At 58.6% G+C, this 15,297-nt stretch carries 16 protein-coding genes, 3 tRNA genes and 1 pseudogene; 7 read left to right on the top strand and 13 right to left on the bottom strand.

Annotation, left to right across the window (positions count from 1 at the left end; translation table 11 throughout):
* Window positions 1-21: 21 nt before the first annotated feature.
* The 4 genes from C816_RS00625 to iolE all read right to left on the bottom strand — a co-directional run bounded on the left by C816_RS00625 (window position 22) and on the right by iolE (window position 5,654).
* Window positions 22-1,059, bottom strand: coding sequence for a Gfo/Idh/MocA family protein (locus tag C816_RS00625; RefSeq protein WP_016320460.1), 1,038 nt, complete (start codon window positions 1,057-1,059; stop codon window positions 22-24).
* A gap of 488 nt (window positions 1,060-1,547) precedes the next feature.
* Window positions 1,548-3,476 carry a 3D-(3,5/4)-trihydroxycyclohexane-1,2-dione acylhydrolase (decyclizing) gene (iolD, locus tag C816_RS00620; RefSeq protein ID WP_016320459.1) on the bottom strand — a complete coding sequence of 643 codons (1,929 nt, stop codon included), beginning with the start codon at window positions 3,474-3,476 and terminating at the stop codon, window positions 1,548-1,550.
* 267 nt (window positions 3,477-3,743) lie between these two features.
* Window positions 3,744-4,544, bottom strand: coding sequence for a 5-deoxy-glucuronate isomerase (locus tag C816_RS00615; protein ID WP_016320458.1), 801 nt, complete (start codon window positions 4,542-4,544; stop codon window positions 3,744-3,746).
* A gap of 207 nt (window positions 4,545-4,751) precedes the next feature.
* Complete coding sequence (gene iolE, locus C816_RS00610) at window positions 4,752-5,654, bottom strand: myo-inosose-2 dehydratase (protein WP_016320457.1); 903 nt, start codon at window positions 5,652-5,654, stop codon at window positions 4,752-4,754.
* A 341-nt stretch (window positions 5,655-5,995) separates the two neighbouring features.
* Here iolE and C816_RS00605 point away from each other — a divergent pair, with 341 nt between their 5' ends.
* The 3 genes from C816_RS00605 to C816_RS00600 all read left to right on the top strand — a co-directional run bounded on the left by C816_RS00605 (window position 5,996) and on the right by C816_RS00600 (window position 7,571).
* Window positions 5,996-6,820 carry a M15 family metallopeptidase gene (locus tag C816_RS00605; RefSeq protein ID WP_016320456.1) on the top strand — a complete coding sequence of 275 codons (825 nt, stop codon included), beginning with the start codon at window positions 5,996-5,998 and terminating at the stop codon, window positions 6,818-6,820.
* Window positions 6,821-6,885: 65 nt separating this feature from the next.
* Window positions 6,886-7,020: a hypothetical protein gene (locus C816_RS25290; protein ID WP_256378358.1), complete on the top strand. Its 135-nt coding sequence runs from the start codon at window positions 6,886-6,888 to the stop codon at window positions 7,018-7,020.
* Window positions 7,021-7,112: 92 nt separating this feature from the next.
* Entirely contained in the window at window positions 7,113-7,571 is a 459-nt protein-coding gene (locus tag C816_RS00600; RefSeq protein WP_040654509.1) for a hypothetical protein, read from the top strand.
* Window positions 7,572-7,736: 165 nt separating this feature from the next.
* Here the strand turns inward: C816_RS00600 and C816_RS00595 are convergent, their stop codons facing one another.
* The gene (locus tag C816_RS00595; protein WP_016320455.1) at window positions 7,737-8,204 is read right to left on the bottom strand and encodes a YfcE family phosphodiesterase; all 468 of its coding nucleotides are present in this window, start codon (window positions 8,202-8,204) and stop codon (window positions 7,737-7,739) included.
* A gap of 125 nt (window positions 8,205-8,329) precedes the next feature.
* Between C816_RS00595 and C816_RS00590 the strand changes: the two genes are divergently transcribed.
* On the top strand, window positions 8,330-8,632 hold the full coding sequence (locus C816_RS00590; protein ID WP_016320454.1) for a hypothetical protein: 303 nt from the start codon (window positions 8,330-8,332) through the stop codon (window positions 8,630-8,632).
* Between the two features lie 18 nt (window positions 8,633-8,650).
* Here the strand turns inward: C816_RS00590 and C816_RS00585 are convergent, their stop codons facing one another.
* The 6 genes from C816_RS00585 to C816_RS00560 all read right to left on the bottom strand — a co-directional run bounded on the left by C816_RS00585 (window position 8,651) and on the right by C816_RS00560 (window position 11,709).
* Window positions 8,651-9,313 (bottom strand): hypothetical protein, encoded by a 663-nt coding sequence (locus tag C816_RS00585; protein WP_016320453.1) that lies wholly within the window; start codon window positions 9,311-9,313, stop codon window positions 8,651-8,653.
* Entirely contained in the window at window positions 9,258-10,277 is a 1,020-nt protein-coding gene (locus C816_RS00580) for a DNA-methyltransferase (protein ID WP_016320452.1), read from the bottom strand. Before C816_RS00580 ends, C816_RS00585 begins: the two co-directional genes overlap by 56 nt.
* 221 nt (window positions 10,278-10,498) lie before the next feature.
* Window positions 10,499-10,586, bottom strand: a tRNA-Leu gene (locus C816_RS00575).
* A 75-nt stretch (window positions 10,587-10,661) separates the two neighbouring features.
* Window positions 10,662-10,749, bottom strand: a tRNA-Leu gene (locus C816_RS00570).
* Between the two features lie 28 nt (window positions 10,750-10,777).
* A tRNA-Leu gene (locus C816_RS00565) sits at window positions 10,778-10,863 on the bottom strand.
* A 126-nt stretch (window positions 10,864-10,989) separates the two neighbouring features.
* Window positions 10,990-11,709 (bottom strand): NAD-dependent protein deacylase, encoded by a 720-nt coding sequence (locus tag C816_RS00560; RefSeq protein ID WP_016320451.1) that lies wholly within the window; start codon window positions 11,707-11,709, stop codon window positions 10,990-10,992.
* Between the two features lie 54 nt (window positions 11,710-11,763).
* Between C816_RS00560 and C816_RS00555 the strand changes: the two genes are divergently transcribed.
* Window positions 11,764-12,099 carry an arsenate reductase family protein gene (locus tag C816_RS00555; RefSeq protein WP_016320450.1) on the top strand — a complete coding sequence of 112 codons (336 nt, stop codon included), beginning with the start codon at window positions 11,764-11,766 and terminating at the stop codon, window positions 12,097-12,099.
* Between the two features lie 243 nt (window positions 12,100-12,342).
* Entirely contained in the window at window positions 12,343-13,191 is an 849-nt protein-coding gene (locus C816_RS00550; RefSeq protein ID WP_016320449.1) for a YihY/virulence factor BrkB family protein, read from the top strand.
* Between the two features lie 40 nt (window positions 13,192-13,231).
* Here C816_RS00550 and C816_RS24665 read toward each other — a convergent pair whose 3' ends face one another.
* Together C816_RS24665 and C816_RS25500 are read right to left on the bottom strand one after the other, a co-directional pair.
* A complete protein-coding gene (locus C816_RS24665) occupies window positions 13,232-13,612 on the bottom strand; it encodes a hypothetical protein (RefSeq protein WP_016320448.1) in 381 nt (126 codons plus the stop codon).
* Between the two features lie 100 nt (window positions 13,613-13,712).
* A pseudogene (locus C816_RS25500) lies at window positions 13,713-13,790 on the bottom strand (transcriptional regulator); the annotation flags it as partial.
* A 264-nt stretch (window positions 13,791-14,054) separates the two neighbouring features.
* Here C816_RS25500 and C816_RS00535 point away from each other — a divergent pair.
* Window positions 14,055-15,287: an aminopeptidase gene (locus C816_RS00535; protein ID WP_016320447.1), complete on the top strand. Its 1,233-nt coding sequence runs from the start codon at window positions 14,055-14,057 to the stop codon at window positions 15,285-15,287.
* Window positions 15,288-15,297: the final 10 nt, after the last annotated feature.

Raw genomic sequence — 15,297 nt, 5'->3', positions numbered from 1 at the left:
GGCCCTTTTGATTTGGCAGAATTACTTGTACAGCTCCGGCTTCTCCATGGTCTCCACCTTGAGGAACTGGGAGGTCCCGCGGGAGGCGTTCAGGGCGTCGCCAGCCACGCAGGCCACATACCCGTCCCAGGAGGAGGGGCCGGTGAGCTTGCCGGCGTGGACGGACTCCACCCACTTGCAGAACTCGATGTCATAGGCCTCAATGAAGCGCTCCTTCCAGTCGGTCATGATGGGCATGGACTCGGCGGGATTCAGGCTGTCCCAGCCGGCGGGGCGGGAGCGGCGGACCACGGCGTAGGGGTCGGGCAGCTTCACGGTGCCGTTCTCGCAGACCACCTCGCACTGGATGTCGTAGCCGTATCCGTCGGCCACCTGGACCTCCACGTCGATGAAGCAGCCCTTCTTGGTGCGCATCAGCATGACCTGGGGGTTGTCATAGCCCTTGTCGGAGTTGGCGGACTGGCGGACCTTGACGCACTGCACGTCCTCGTACTCGTCGTCCAGGAGCCACCGGCAGATGTCCAGCTCATGGATAGCCACGTTGGTGACGCCGTTCTCGGTCTTGAAGCCCGGGCCCTGGGCCACGTTCCGGTGGCAGGCCTTGATGACCAGGGGCGCGCCGAGCTCGCCGGAGTCGATGATACGCTTCATCTCCGCGTAGCCCCGGTCGTAGTGGCGCATGAAGCCCACCTGCACCAGCCGCTTGCCGATCTCCAGCTCCCGCTTGATGATGTCCTCGCAGTCGGCGGCGTTCTGGCTCAGGGGCTTTTCGCAGAAGCACCACTTCTCCTCCGCCAGGGTCTTCATGACGTAGTCGTGGTGGGTGGGGTCGATGGAGGTGATGACTACAGCCTCCACGTCGGGGTCCTTAATCATGCCGTCGCAGTCGCTGCCGTAGGACTTGATGCCGTACTTGGCGGCAGTATCGTCGGCGGCGGCGGCCACGTAGTCGCTGACAGCCACCACAGTGGCGCCGGGGACGGTGTCGATGATGCGGCGGCAGTGGTCCTTGCCGATGGCGCCGCAGCCAATAATGCCGATTTTCAGAACGTTATCCATGATAATCAACCTTCCTTTTTTATTGTTTGCAGGGGCCGCCGCCCCGGCGGCCCTTTGAGAATGTCTCCAGACAGGATAGTCCCCCCTGTCCCAGAGCCCCGTCCGGCCTCTTGCGGGACACGGCAGCGAAAAGCGGCTTTTCCACGCAAAAGGCGCCGCAGAGCCTCTGCTTCCGATTCGTGCCGGGCGGGCTTTGCCTTCCCGGCACACCACCGCCCGCGCCTTGGGCGCGGCTCCCCCGCCGTGCGGGGGAGAGGGGGTTCAGCGGAGGCGGGGCAGCGCCCCGCCGGAGCGTCTAGGCCTTGTTTGAAAAATGGCGGAATGCCCAACGGCGAGAGATGTTTTCGCCAATCAAGGCAAATTTTTGCAGGCGGGCTGACGCCCGGCAAGAACATTTAACGCAGAGTGGCGGATCAAGATCCACCGTTTGGGCCTTTTGACTTTTTTCAAACATGGCCTAAGGGGGATAAAGTCCCCCCTGGACATTTTTAATACTTCCGCGCAGTCTTCTCGTGAGCCAGGTGGTCCTGGTAGGCGGCGATGTTCTCGGGCCGCTCGGAGACCTCCGTGTCGCCAACCCGCCACCAGGAGCCGTAGCCGTCGGTCATGGTCTTGGGCAGAACCTTGATGTCGAAGAGAACGGGGCGGTCCTTGATCTTCCTGGCGTCCTCAAAGGCGGCTTTCAGCTCTTCCATGGTGCGGACGGTGTACCCCTTGCAGCCGTAGCCCTCTGCCACCTTGGCATAGTCGATGTCCATAAAGTCGCCGAAAAGGCCGTCCTCGCTGCGGTAGCGCAGCTCCGTGCACAGCGTTTTGTTGCCGTGGCCCACCTGAAGGTTGTTGATGCAGCCGAAGCTGGCGTTGTCAAACAGGCAGATGTTGATCTTCTGGTGCTCCTGCATGGCCGTCACCAGCTCGCCGTGGAGCATGTGGAAGCTGCCGTCGCCGCAGAAGGAGTAGACCTCCCGGTCCGGCCCGATGGCCAGCTTGACGCCCAGGGCGCCGGCGATCTCATAGCCCATGGTGGAGTAGCCGTACTCCATGTTGTAGGTGTCCTGGGCCCGGGGCCGCCACATGCGCTGCATGTCGCCGGGCAGGGAGCCCGCCGCGCCGATGGCCACGTCGGTATCCGCCATCCAGGCGTTGAGGGCGCCCAGAACGGTGGTCTGGCAGAGGCCGGCCTTCACGTCTTTGGCAAAGCGCTTGGCGGAGTCCGCGTTGGCGTCGTTGATGATGGGGGTCCAGTCGGGGGTGTCCTCAAAAATCACGGCGTCCAGCCGGGCCAGCTCCTCCCGCCAACGGGCCTGGGCGTCCCTGACCTCGCTGGTGTAGGCGGGCTTATAGCCCTCCAGCAGCTTCTCAAGTCTCGGCAGGGCGTCCTTGGCGTCGGCCACCACGGGGACGGCGTCCATTTTCAGGCTCTGGAACTCGGAGACGTTGATATTGACAAATTTGCAGGCGTCGCTCCACAGCCACTTGGAGGAGGTGGTGAAGTCGGTGTAGCGGGTGCCCACACCGATGACCAGATCCGCCTCCTTGGCGATCTCGTTGGCCGCGGAGCAGCCGGTGACGCCCACGCCGCCCAGGGCCAGGGGGTGGTCCCACTCAATGGCGCTCTTGCCCGCCTGGGTGTCGGCGAAGGGAATGCCGGTGGCCTCCACGAAGTGCCGCAGCTCGGCGTGGGCCTCGGCGTACCGCACGCCGCCGCCGCAGATCAGCATGGGCTTTTTGGCGGCCCGGATAGCCTCGGCGGCCTCGGCCAGGGCGGCCTCGGTGGCAGGGCGGCGCTCCAGCCGCCAGATCCGCTTTTTGAAGAAGCTCACAGGGTAGTCATAGGCCTCACCCTCCACGTCCTGGGGCATGGCCAGGCACACCGCGCCGGTGTTGGCGGGGTCGGTCAGCGTCCGGAAGGCGGAGATGGCGGCGCTCATCAGCTGCTCGGGCCGGACGATGCGGTCCCAGTAGCGGCAGACGGCCTTGAAGGCGTCGTTGGTGGTGGTGGCCAGGCTGTTGATCTGCTCCACCTGCTGGAGCACGGGGTCCGGCTGGCGGCAGGCGTAGGTGTCGCCGGGCAGAACCAGCACGGGGATATTGTTGGCGGTGGCGGTGCCACAGGCGGTGACCATGTTGGCGGCGCCGGGGCCCACGGAGGACGTGACGGCGAAGATCTGCTTGCGCTTCATCTGCTTGGCGAAGGCCACGGCGGCCTGGGCCATGCCCTGCTCGTTCTTGCCCTGGTAGACCTCCAGGTTTTTTGCCTCCTGGGTCAGGGCCTGGCCGATGCCCACCACGTTGCCGTGGCCGGGGATGATGAACACGCCCCGGACGAAGCGGCTCACCTCTCCGTCCACGTCAATGTACTGGTTCTCCAGAAACCGCACCAGCGCCTGGGCCATGGTTAGACGGATTGTCTCCATAATATACCTCCTGAAAAATATGAGATCGGTGTTAGGCCTTGTTTGAAAAAAGTCAAAACGCCCAAACGGTGGATCTTTTTCCGCCGCTCTGCGTTAAATTTTCTTGCCGGGCGTCAGCCCGCCTGCAAAAATCTGCCTTGATTGGCGAAAACATCTCTCGCCGTTGGGCATTCCGCCATTTTTCAAACATGGCCTAATAGACGGAAGATCGTTTCGAAGCGCTTGCCCATGAGGGCAGAACGCCTGTCTCCTCACTTCTGTCTGAAATTAACCCTGGTAAATGTGGTCGTTGGCGTCGGGCTTCCAGAGCCACTGGTGCTCCTCGTCGTCAATGCGGGTTTTCAGCCAGGGATCGCCGTCCAGGTGACGGATGCCCCAGGCGTAGCACATGGCGTAGCCCGGCGCGGCGGTCTGGGAGTGGAAGCCGCTGGTGATGACGGCGCAGCCGTTCTGGCCGGTCTTGTAGACCTCGCCGTTGGCAAAGCCGGCGCCGAAGCCCTGGGGATAGTCGAAGCGGTAGAAGTAGACCTCAGGCTGGGGATGGTGATGGGGGGGATAGGAGGACCACTTGCCGGGGTGATTCAGCACCTCACCCAGGACCATGTTGGAGAAGGGGGCGTTATCGTGGTCGAAGAAGGTCTTGATCTCCCGCTCCATGCAGCCCAGCAGCTCGCCATTGCACCCGGCATGCTGGGTCTGGACGGTGTCGGGGGTGTACATGACGGCCTCGAAGGGGGTTTCATTCAGGGTCTTCTGGATGTAGAGCTCGCTGTGGGCCTGGGCGGTGAGGGTGATCTTGGCGCCACGGCCCGCCAGCAGGCAGTAGGCCTCATGGTGGAAGCAGTCAGGCCGGTCAGCCTCCACGGTCTTTCCGTCCCAGGCATAGGTCACCCTGCCGGCAAAGAGCAGCACGGCAATCTCCTTCTCCGCCTCTTCAAAGGTGAAGACGTCGCCGGGCTCCATCACCAGCAGACCGATGTCCATCTGGGTGCCCATGTCGTCCGCGGCCATGTCGATGTAGGCGTTGTAGCCCTGCTTGAGTTCATTGTTTTTGCTGAAATAGGTCATTGGAACCATCTCCTAAATTTCAAGATGACGCAGCGGTATGCCCAAAGGGGCCGGGCGCTTCGCCCCTGGGTTCTCCGCCCGGCAAGGAAATAAAACGAAAGCGCTCTCGCCGCCGCGTGTACGCGGCAAAAGTACCCCGGCCCGCGCGCCCTTGGGGCGCATGCACCGGCGACGAGGAGTTCGAGGCGGTGGAAACGCCCCCTCGGATTACAGCCCGGTGTGCTCCCGGATATACTTCCGCCCCTTCATGGCGTACTCCAGGGGGTTGGCCTTGGCGGGGTCCTGCTCGGCCTCCACCAGCAGCCAGCCCTGGTAGCCGGCATCGGAGAGCACTTTGAACACGGGGTCAAAGTCCACATCGCCGTCGCCGGGGACGGTGAACGCGCCGTTCCGCACAGCCTGGAGGAAGCTCCAGTTGTTCTTCCGTGCCTCCTCTACCACGGGCAGGCGCATATCCTTCAGATGTACATGTCCCACACGGTCTACATACTTCTTCAGCATGGCCAGGGGGTCCTCCCCGGCGAAGGTGAAGTGGCCGGTGTCGTAGCACAGGAAGACATACTTGGGGTCGGTGCCCGCCATCATGCGGTCCGTCTCCTCGCTGGTCTGGACCACGGTGCCCATGTGGTGGTGGAAGCAGAGCTTGAAGCCCCGGTCCGCAGCAATTTTGCCCAGCTTGTTGAGCCCCTCGCAAAAACGCTCCCACTCGGCGTCCGTCATCACGTGCTTGTGCCCGCCGGTGAGGACGGGGGTGTCCATCTGGCCCTGAATGGACCAGCTCTGCTCGCTGACGTTGATGCGGCTGGCGCCCACGGCGGCCAGGAAGTCCAGATTGGCGGTGAAGTCCCTCTCCTCCTCCTCAAAGGGGCGGGTCAGGATAAAGGAGGAGTACCAGCGGCTGGCAATGCGCATTCCCCTGAGGTCCAGGGCCTTTTTCAGCTCCGCGGGGTCGGCGGGGTACTTGTTGCCGATCTCGCAGCCGGTGAAGCCTGCCAGGGCCATTTCGCTGACGATCTGCTGGAAGGTATTCTCCGCGCCCAGCTCCGGCATATCGTCGTTGCACCAGCCGATGGGCGCGATGCCCAGGGAAACGTGATTGGGATCAAACATAAAATACATCCTCCTTAAAAATGAAATCCAGCGGCAAAGCCTTGGAAACCCCGCTCTGTGTCCGTACACAGAAGCAGGAAAACGAAAAACGCCTGTTACAACGTTTATTATAAGAATCTAGCATCAACCACCCGAAAAATCAATGCCTTTTCACGCCAGAACCGCAAATTTTCCGATTTAGCCAAAGACACGCGCCTTTTTCTGTGGAAATGACAGTATCCCGCCGGAGAAAAAATTTTCTCTGTTTACAAATTACCCCTTTCTTTATGGGAAAAAGAGGTGTATGATAGCATAGAAACCGCAAGGGATAGCGGCCCGATGGGACGGAAAGGACAAGACATATGAAAATTGCGCGATATACCGCCGCGCTTGTGCTGGCGCTGGCGATGACGATTCCGATGGCGGGCGCCATCAGGCTGGTAAAGCCCACCCCGCCGAAGCCGGCGGAGGAGGCGGAAACAGCGGAGACGGTGGAGCCGGCAGCGGCAGTGTCGGTGGAAATGCCGAAGGAGCCGGAACCGGCAGCGGCTCAGGAAGCGGACTGGAATCTTCTGCTGGTAAATCCCTGGAACACGCTTCCGGAGGACTTCTCCGTAGAACTGGTAACGCTGGCCTCCTGCGGCCTGAAAGTGGACAAACGGATTCGGGCGGATCTCAACGAGATGTTTTCCGCCTGTCAGGCGGCAGGTCTGCGGCCCCTGATCTGCTCGGCCTACCGCACCCAGGCGGTGCAGACCCGGCTGTACAACAACAAGATCTCCCGCCTGCGGGCCGCCGGGTACAGCCGGGAGAGCGCGGTGGAAGAGGCGGGCCGCTGGGTGGCGGTCCCGGGCACCAGCGAGCACCAGACGGGACTGGCCCTGGACATTGTATCCTCCAGCTACCAGGCGCTGACCAAAAAACAGGAGACCACAGCGGAGCAGAAGTGGCTGATGGAGCACTGCTGGGAGTACGGCTTCATCCTGCGGTATCCCTCGGATAAGAGCGAGATTACCGGCATCAACTATGAGCCCTGGCACTACCGCTATGTGGGCAAGGAGGCCGCCCTGGCCATGCGGGACAGCGGCCAGTGCCTGGAGGAGTATCTGGAGTCGTTGGAGAAAGACGCCGCACAGACCGGTACATCCCCCGCGTCCCATAACATGACGGAAAATCGGTTCGCTTGAGAACCTGTCATAATATAAAACAGCACCCCCGCTGAAAGCTGCTTGTTTTCAGCGGGAGTTGTCTTATGCCTGACCAACAAGGCGGAATTGTAAAGAGAGGAACAGATGAAGCAAAACACGGAGACAAAGACGGCTCATCATCCAATGAATATGTGGCCATTTGCCGCGGTGTTCGTTATATGCGCCGTGATTCAATTTGACGCTCTGACCGCAATCATTCCAAACCAGACAGCAGCTCTGGGGCCACCCCCCTGTTGTTTGGGAAATTGGGGCGGTCCTTATTTCTGTAAAAATGAAAAGGGAAAACATCGATCATCTGCTTTACAACAGTTTCCCGCTTTCAGGCAGAGACGGGCTGATCCTTTTCTTTGTGATCACGGGCGGTATCGCGATGGCGGCGGGCAATTATTTGTATGCGGGCCTAAAACCGTTGTTTATCAGGGAATTGTTTACAGGTTATCCGCTGTATACAATTAGAAATATCATTTACTATCCCCTGGAGGTGCTGCTGATGATGCAGCTTCTGATACATTCACAGGCGGCGGGGGAGCTTTTAACAAAGAGAAGTTCTATTCCCTGGGGAGCATTCGCGCTGTTTTTATTATGGGGATTGCCACATACATTATGGCATGGGTTTTCAGACGGCATTGTATCTGCGCCGAGAGCTTTTATATATTCGATTCCGTTTTATGCCTCTGGTAAAAATATTAAGACAAGTTATATTGGTATGATCCTCCTGTGGTTTTTATAAGGCATGGATGGAACCAGAGGGAAACGTATATTCCGCTTTGCCGTCTGTCGCCGCAGATATTTTATTTGAAAGTGTCATAGCAGGCCGCGCAAGCATAAGAAGGCAGGACGGACCGCCGCGGTCTGTCCTGCCTTCTTATGGAGGCGCCCTGCGCGGGCGGAGGCGTCACTCCAGAGGAACTGTCCGGGCGTCAGCCCTGCCGCCGGAGATGGTGAGCACCCCGTAGAAGGAATGGGCATAGTCCCCGATGCTGCCGGGGTTCAAAAAGAGAGTCTTGCCCCGCATGTCCACCAGGGGGCGGTGGGTGTGGCCGAAGAGGAATACATCCAGGTTCTGCTCCTCCGCCGCGTAACCGGCGGCGATCAGGGACTGCTTCACGCCGTAGGTATGGCCGTGGCACAGCAGGATGCGCTTGTCCTCCAGGCATACCAGTCGCTCCGCGGCCTCCCGGGAGAGGAAGTCGCAGTTGCCGGGCACCTGCTCAAAGGGGATCTCCGGAAAGCGCTCATGGAGCCGCTGGCCGTCCCCCCAGCAGTCCCCCAGGTGGAAGATCGCGCGGGGGGATTCCCGCTCCACCGCCCGGATCATATTGTCGATGTTTCCGTGGGAGTCGGAAAGAACCAGGATTTTCATAGGCGGGCCTCCTTCTTTGTCTGCCCTGTCAGTATACCTCTATTTTCCCGGTTTCGCAACCGGTTTGACACGAAAGCCCAGACCCTGTAAAATGAAAAAGAGATTGATACAGGAGGAAAAACGGCATGGAGAGCAGTTTCGCGTTTTTGGACAGCGCATTTTTCACCAGGGCAGCGGTGTACCCCGGCAGCCTCGGGACATTCCGCTACCGCTTCAAGCGGGAGGGCTGGACCGGCAGCGGCAGGATTCAGGCCTGGGTGTATGAGAATACCAGCTTCGAGCTGGCGGAAAATATCGAGACAGAGACCTTCGACTGGACGGAAGCGGGCGTGGAGGCCCTGCGCTCCTGGCTGGATCAAAAACTTGCGGAGCGCGGGACGCAGCCCTATCAGATCCCCTATCCGCCCGGTCATCCCGACAGCAATTGACACGCCGTAAAGGCCGCTTTAATGATGCCGTTTACTCTCCCAATATGTACGAACAGAGTGGAAATAATGGATCCTTTTGGAGATTTTAGAGATCTCTTTCGGATAAAAAATGTCCAATGCGTCACATAGCGACAGCATCCAATCAGCCCTGGTATTTCCTCTTTCGATGTCGATAATATTGGAATTCGCAATTTGGATTTGTCCCCACCCCAAGGCGCCAATCGTCAGGCAGGACCACGCAAGATGTTCGATGGGGATAAAGCGGGCACCAGAAAAAGATAAGCACCCATTCTTCACTCCGTATTCAATCAGTAACACTACAAAATAATTTTTATCATCTTCATAAAAACGCGCTAACCGCTGCACAGACGTCAGATTTGGCATATTAAATTCGGTGGATGTATTGTGCGTTTTGATGTCAATCAGATAGTAATTTCCGTCAACATCAGTAAACGCAGCATCAGCCATTGCTCTTCTGGCAAAATCGGCGCTAAATTCATTGAGTAATCCATCCGGAAAACAACTGGGCAGCAATTCTCCAATTACTTCCTGAACTGTATCGCCAATCGCTCTGGGGCTGTTATTGATTCGTCTATTTTGAAAATCCGGAACCCTGGAGAGTTCGTCAATCAGTCTGCTCTCCAAATAGTGTAACGTTTGGCTGTTCAGAATTTTGTTCATGCGCATCCGTCTCCTTTTTCGTTTTTGCGGACTGTTCTGCATGTGTATTTCTCTCCCAAAACACACCGTCGGCATAGCCTTGGATATTCGTGTCGAGGTCTGCCATCTCCAAACGCTTTTCGGCCCACACGCAGTACTGCTCATTGGCTTCGACGCCAATGTAATTCCGTCCCAGTTTTTTTGCCACCACACTGGTTGTTCCCGAACCCAAAAAAGGATCAAAAACCACATCGGCCGGGTTGGAGCTTGCCAACATAATCTTCGCAAAAAGCTTTTCCGATTTCTGTGCGGGATGCGCGGTGTTTTCAGGCATAGACCAAAAGGGAATCGTAATATCATCCCAAAAGTTGGAGGGACATGTGTTTCGGTAATTTCCGCCCTCGGTCTCGTCCCAATCTTTGGGTTTGCCGTCGACCTTGTATGGAGCAATTACTTTCTTTCTGATTTTTACAGCATCAAGGTTAAACGTGTAGTGACTCGATTTTGTCGCAAACCAAATATCCTCCAAACCATTCTTCCAATTTGCGGAGGCGCCGCGGCCCTTTTCCCGCTGCCAGGTGATACGGCTTCTGATGGTAAAGAACTCTCCCAGCACCCGGCCGACAATAAGGCTGGTCTCCCAATCACAGCAGACATAGATCGAGCCGGTATCTTTCAAAAGCGGATATATCAGCGAAAGCCACGTTCGAGTATATTCTTCGTAATCAGCGGCGGTTCTTTTTGCAAAAGTTGTTCCATGGAACGTCTTAGTGAGGTTATAGGGAGGATCTGCGATTACTAAATCCACAGATTTTCCAGGGAGAAGGGGCATTACTTCAAACGTATCTCCCAAGATGGTCTTGTTGATGATATTGGCGGCAGATTCTTCTGCCGAATTAACTGTGATACAGCGAGAAAGATATTCTCTCCCCTCTTCAACAGTGAGGTCAATCGTCTTGTTTCTTGAAGATTTTACTTTCTCCATACTATTCCTCGATTCTTGTAAAGCGGCTCATAATTTTTTAAGACAGCGATCATACGATGCCAATTTTTTGTTATATAACTTTTATGGCAAATAGAACGATGCGACACCCACCCAAATGCTGTGACAGCATTTGGGTGGTATGCTTTCTCGCTCGCAATGTCTCTGGAGACTAAGAAATAACCGTTATTAAGACACCTAAAATCCTAATAACGGTTATCGTTTGGTGCGCGAGGCGGGACTTGAACCCGCACGTCCGTAAAGGACACTAGAACCTGAATCTAGCGAGTCTGCCAATTCCACCACTCGCGCGCATCCTATGCAGTTGTGCCCCGTCCGGGGGGAAAGAGGCCTGCCGGAGAGCGCGCTCCCCGGCAGGGGTCCCTCTGGTGCGCGAGGCGGGACTTGAACCCGCACGTCCGTAAAGGACACTAGAACCTGAATCTAGCGAGTCTGCCAATTCCACCACTCGCGCATGGTGTTGCGTCTTTTGGAAAAGACGTTGGTGCGGCTGACGGGACTTGAACCCACACGTCGATACGACACCAGCACCTCAAGCTGGCCTGTCTACCAGTTCCAGCACAGCCGCAAATCTGTTCCCCGGAAAAGACTGCTTGATTATTATAGCCAGAACTTTCCCGCTTGTCAACCACCATTTCCCCATTTTTCCGAAAAAATTTCCCCCGCCGGGGCAGCCGGCGGGGGAAGACTGCGCTCACAATTGGCCCAAAACCTCCCCGATGGGGTCGGCAATCACCAGTCCGGCGTCCAGGTCCCGGGCCACGGCGGATTTGTTGATGAGGGCCAGCCGCTGCCCTCGGTAGTAATTGATGAGCCCCGCTGCGGGGTAGACGTTCAGGGACGTGCCGCCAATCACCAGCAGGTCCGCCGCCGCGATGGCCCGGACGGCGCCGTTCAGCGTCTCCTGGTCCAGGCCCTCCTCGTACAGCACCACGTCCGGCTTGACCGTGCCGCCGCAGGAGCACCGGGGCACGGCGTCGCGGTTGCGGAGCATGAAGTCAAAATCGTAAAACTTCCGGCACTTCTCGCAGTAGTTCCGGTGGACGCTGCCGTGGAGCTCATAGACCCGCCGGCTGCCGGCGGCCTGGTGAAGGCCGTCGATATTCTGGGTGACCACGGCGGCCAGCTTCCCCTGCCGTTCCCACTCCGCCAGCTTCCGGTGGGCGGCGTTGGGCCGGGCCTCCGGAGCCAGGAGCTTGGCCCGGTAGAAACGGAAAAACTCTTCGGGGTTGCTTTTGTAGAAGCTATGGCTTAAAATCACTTCAGGCGGGTAGGCCCACTCCTGGTGGTACAGCCCGCCGGTACTGCGGAAGTCCGGGATGCCGGACTCCGTGGAGACCCCGGCCCCGCCAAAGAAGACGATGCTGCGGGCGCCGTCCACCCACTCCTTTAGTTTTTTGACAGATTCCGTCATAAAAAGCACCCCCAAAAGTATTAAAATAGATCGTGCGAAAAAGGAGACCGTCCCATGAATATTCAGATTTTCGGCTCGTCCAAGTCCTTTGACAGCAAGAAGGCAGAGCGGTGGTTCAAGGAGCGCCGGATCAAATACCAGTACATCGACCTGCCCTCAAAGGGATTATCCCCCCGGGAGTACCAGTCCGTCAAGCAGAAAATTGGATTTTCCGCCCTGGTGAACACAAAATGCCGGGCCTACGAGGATCTCTTCATGGCCTACATCACCCCGGACGCCCAGGAGGAAAAGCTCCTGGAGCACCCGGAGCTCTTCCAGACCCCCATTGTCCGCAACGGCAGGGAGGCCACGGTGGGGTACTGTCCGGAGGTCTGGAGTTCATGGGAGTGAGCGAAGGTTAGAAATTGGGAATTGAGGTGTCCGGCCTCGCGCCAAAGGTACCGCGCTCGGCAGAACCGCCGGGAATATGCCGGCCCGCCCCGCGCCAAAGGAGCGGCCCCCGGCAGAACCGGCAGAAAATTATGCCGGCCCGCCTTCCGCCGGACGGATTCCAATTCACTCCGCCTCTGGCGGAATCTTCCTCTTTTTCATTCGTAACTCCCAATTCCTGATTCAGGAAAGGCGGTGTCTTCGATGGAGTTCAAGCTCCCCCGCAACCGGTTTCTCCGGGGGGCCTACCTCATGGTTCAGCGGTACCTGCGGCACAACGTGGGCATCCAGAGCGCCGCGCTGGCGTTCTACCTTCTGTTTATGATCTTTCCCTTCCTCATCTTTATCAGCGCCCTGCTGGGCCTGCTGCGGCTGGACGTGGCGGGGATTCTTCTGGCTTTGGGTGAGATTCTGCCCCGTGGGGTGGTGGACCTGATCGAGGTCTACCTCACCTACGTGAGCCGGAATCCCAGCCTCCGCCTGATGGTGTTCGGGCTGGTGTTCTCCATTTACTTCCCCATGCGGGCCACCAATTCCCTGATGCGCTCCGTGCGGACGGCCTACCACCTGGGGCCGCCCAGGGGGCCGGCCCGGCACGTGCTGAAAACCCTGCTGTACACGGTTTTGCTGATCGTCACCATCGCCGCCGCCCTGGCGCTGATGACCGTGGGCGACCGGGTCCTGAGCTACGCCGTGGTCCACGTCCGCCTGCCGGGCTTCGTGGCGGAGGCCTGGGCCAGGCTCCGCTTCCCGGTGGTGGCGGTGCTGTGCTACTTCGCCCTGTTCTTCCTCTACGCCCTGGCCCAGGATGACCGCCAGCCCTGGCGGAACATCTGGCCCGGCACTCTGGCGGCTCTGGCGGCCTGGATGGCATTAAGCTGGCTGTACGCGTTTTACGTGGACAACATCGCCAATTACTCCCTGCTCTACGGCTCCATCGGTACGGTGATCGCCCTTTTGATCTGGCTGAATATGAGCTCTGTGGTGCTGATTATGGGGGCGGAGCTCAACGGGACGATTATGAGCCTTCGAAAGGACGGCGGCGGGGCCTGAGCTGTCAGCTGCGGCGCTTGTACCAAACCGCTGCGCCCAGCTACGCCAGACAGAAGATCGCCAGCGCGATGAAAAGCCCTGCGCCCAGCAGGAAGCAATCGTAATTGTCACTGCCGAAATAATACAGCGCTATCCCCCCGATGAAACAGAGGGCCTGCGTGATTTGCAGTCCCAGCCGGCAGACTTTCAGCCTGATATGAAGATTCCGCTCGTCGCGCTCCAGCGCCAGATCCTCCCTGGCGTGCTTTTGGGAGAGACTTCGGAAGATGATTCTTCCGCAGACAATCAGCCACATGAGAAGCGTGCAAACCTGGGGAAAGGAGACGCTCCCGCCGCCGCGGATTCGGAACATCAGGAGCGCGATGAGGAGGAGCTCTCCAAGCAGGCCGATGATAAAATTCTTTTTGTGATAGATCTTCATAGAGCTTGTCCTCCAGTTCCCGGTTCTCCCGCAGGCAGCACAGCTCCTCCACGGTGACGCCGAAGACCTCCGCCATGCGGCGGGCCGGCATCAGCGAGGGGCTGTACTGCGCCTTCTCAATGGAAATAATGGTTCTGGCGGAGACGCGGACCTGCTCCGCCAGCTGCTGCCGGGTCATTCCCGCTGCGGTCCGCAGCTCCCGCACTCTGGTTTTCATGGCGGCCTTCCCCCCCTCCGGATATGAATTCCGCTTCTTGTGAAGCCGACTTCATGTTTCCATGGCAAACGCCCCCAATTAAGAAAAAGCAGGAGGCTCCTCCCTGCCAGAGCGGCGGAAATTCGTAAACGTTTTTTGAATCCTGACGCCATTTCCTTTACTTTCATGGTAAAATGTTCTAAAATAGCGCATATTATGAAAAATGCGAAAGGATGATAAACATTGATGAATGAAAAGCTCAAAGAATACGCCCAGCTCCTGGTCCGGGTGGGACTGAACGTCCAGAAGGACCAGCGGCTGATCATCTCCTCCCCGGTGGAGTGCGCCTTCTTCGCCCGGATGTGCGCGGAGGACGCCTATGCCGCTGGCTGCAAAGAGGTGGTCATGAACTGGACCGACGACGCCCTGACCCGGATGAAGTACCTCCACGCCCAGGAGGAGGTCTTTGACACCGTTCCGGAGTGGCGGCAGCACTTTTTCAACGACCACGCCAAGGAGGGAGCGGCGTATCTGGCCATCTCCGCCACGGACCCGGAGAATCTCAAGGGCGTGGACACCAAACGCATCGTCCGGGCCCAGCAGGCCAGCGGCAAGGCCCTCAAGGAGTTCGACCGCCTCCAGATGTGCGGCGGCTTCCCCTGGTGCATCGCCTCCATCCCCATTCCCAGCTGGGCAAAGCGGGTGTTCCCGGACGCAGCGGAGGACAAGGCCATGGAGAAGCTCTGGGACGCCATCTTCTCCGCCGTCCGCATCAGCGGCGACGGCAGGTGCGTGGAGAAGTGGCGGACCCACCTGGACACCCTGGGAAAGCGGCTGGAGAAGATGAACGCCCTGAATTTCAAGTCCCTCCACTACACCAACTCCCTGGGCACGGACCTGACGGTGGAGCTGCCGGAGGGCCATGTCTGGGAGGCGGGCAACGACGTCACCCTCTCCGGTCAGGACTATATCGCCAACATCCCCACGGAGGAGCTGTTCACCTCCCCCCTGAAAACCGGGATCAACGGCGTGGTGTACGCCTCGCTGCCCCTGGCCCACGACGGCTGCGTCATCGAGGGGTTCCACTTCGTGGTGAAGGAGGGAAAGATCGTGGAGGCCCGCGCCAAGAAGGGGGAGGAGGCCCTGAAAGCGGCCATCTCCGTGGACGAGGGGGCCAGCTACTTCGGCGAGGTGGCCCTGGTGCCCTACGACAGCCCCATCTCCAACCAGAAGATTCTGTTTTACAACACCCTCTTTGACGAGAACGCCGCCTGCCACATCGCCTTCGGCGAGGCCTACCCCTGTCTCAAGGGCGGTCAGCAGATGACCAAGGACGAGCTGAAGGAACGGGGTCTCAACGACTCCATCACCCATGTGGACTTCATGATCGGCACGAAGGACCTCTCCATTGTGGGCACCACCCACGACGATAAGGAGATCCCCGTGTTTGTGGACGGCAATTTCGCGCCGGGGATTTGAACCGCTGTTT

It is taken from the genome of Oscillibacter sp. 1-3, assembly GCF_000403435.2.
GTDB lineage: Bacteria > Bacillota > Clostridia > Oscillospirales > Oscillospiraceae > Oscillibacter.
Note: the sequence above shows the minus strand (reverse complement) of the source record. Positions and strands in the feature narration are given on the sequence as shown.

Coding starts and splice junctions, on each gene's coding strand:
- C816_RS00560 (WP_016320451.1), bottom strand. CDS start 11,709: ATGACGGAATCTGTCAAAAAACTAAAGGAGTGGGTGGACGGCGCCCGC.
- C816_RS00615 (WP_016320458.1), bottom strand. CDS start 4,544: ATGACCTATTTCAGCAAAAACAATGAACTCAAGCAGGGCTACAACGCC.
- C816_RS25290 (WP_256378358.1), top strand. CDS start 6,886: ATGCCTGACCAACAAGGCGGAATTGTAAAGAGAGGAACAGATGAAGCA.
- C816_RS00605 (WP_016320456.1), top strand. CDS start 5,996: ATGAAAATTGCGCGATATACCGCCGCGCTTGTGCTGGCGCTGGCGATG.
- iolE (WP_016320457.1), bottom strand. CDS start 5,654: ATGTTTGATCCCAATCACGTTTCCCTGGGCATCGCGCCCATCGGCTGG.
- C816_RS24665 (WP_016320448.1), bottom strand. CDS start 13,612: ATGAAGATCTATCACAAAAAGAATTTTATCATCGGCCTGCTTGGAGAG.
- C816_RS00580 (WP_016320452.1), bottom strand. CDS start 10,277: ATGGAGAAAGTAAAATCTTCAAGAAACAAGACGATTGACCTCACTGTT.
- iolD (WP_016320459.1), bottom strand. CDS start 3,476: ATGGAGACAATCCGTCTAACCATGGCCCAGGCGCTGGTGCGGTTTCTG.
- C816_RS00625 (WP_016320460.1), bottom strand. CDS start 1,059: ATGGATAACGTTCTGAAAATCGGCATTATTGGCTGCGGCGCCATCGGC.
- C816_RS00550 (WP_016320449.1), top strand. CDS start 12,343: ATGGAGTTCAAGCTCCCCCGCAACCGGTTTCTCCGGGGGGCCTACCTC.
- C816_RS00600 (WP_040654509.1), top strand. CDS start 7,113: ATGAAAAGGGAAAACATCGATCATCTGCTTTACAACAGTTTCCCGCTT.
- C816_RS00535 (WP_016320447.1), top strand. CDS start 14,055: ATGAATGAAAAGCTCAAAGAATACGCCCAGCTCCTGGTCCGGGTGGGA.
- C816_RS00555 (WP_016320450.1), top strand. CDS start 11,764: ATGAATATTCAGATTTTCGGCTCGTCCAAGTCCTTTGACAGCAAGAAG.
- C816_RS00590 (WP_016320454.1), top strand. CDS start 8,330: ATGGAGAGCAGTTTCGCGTTTTTGGACAGCGCATTTTTCACCAGGGCA.
- C816_RS00585 (WP_016320453.1), bottom strand. CDS start 9,313: ATGAACAAAATTCTGAACAGCCAAACGTTACACTATTTGGAGAGCAGA.
- C816_RS00595 (WP_016320455.1), bottom strand. CDS start 8,204: ATGAAAATCCTGGTTCTTTCCGACTCCCACGGAAACATCGACAATATG.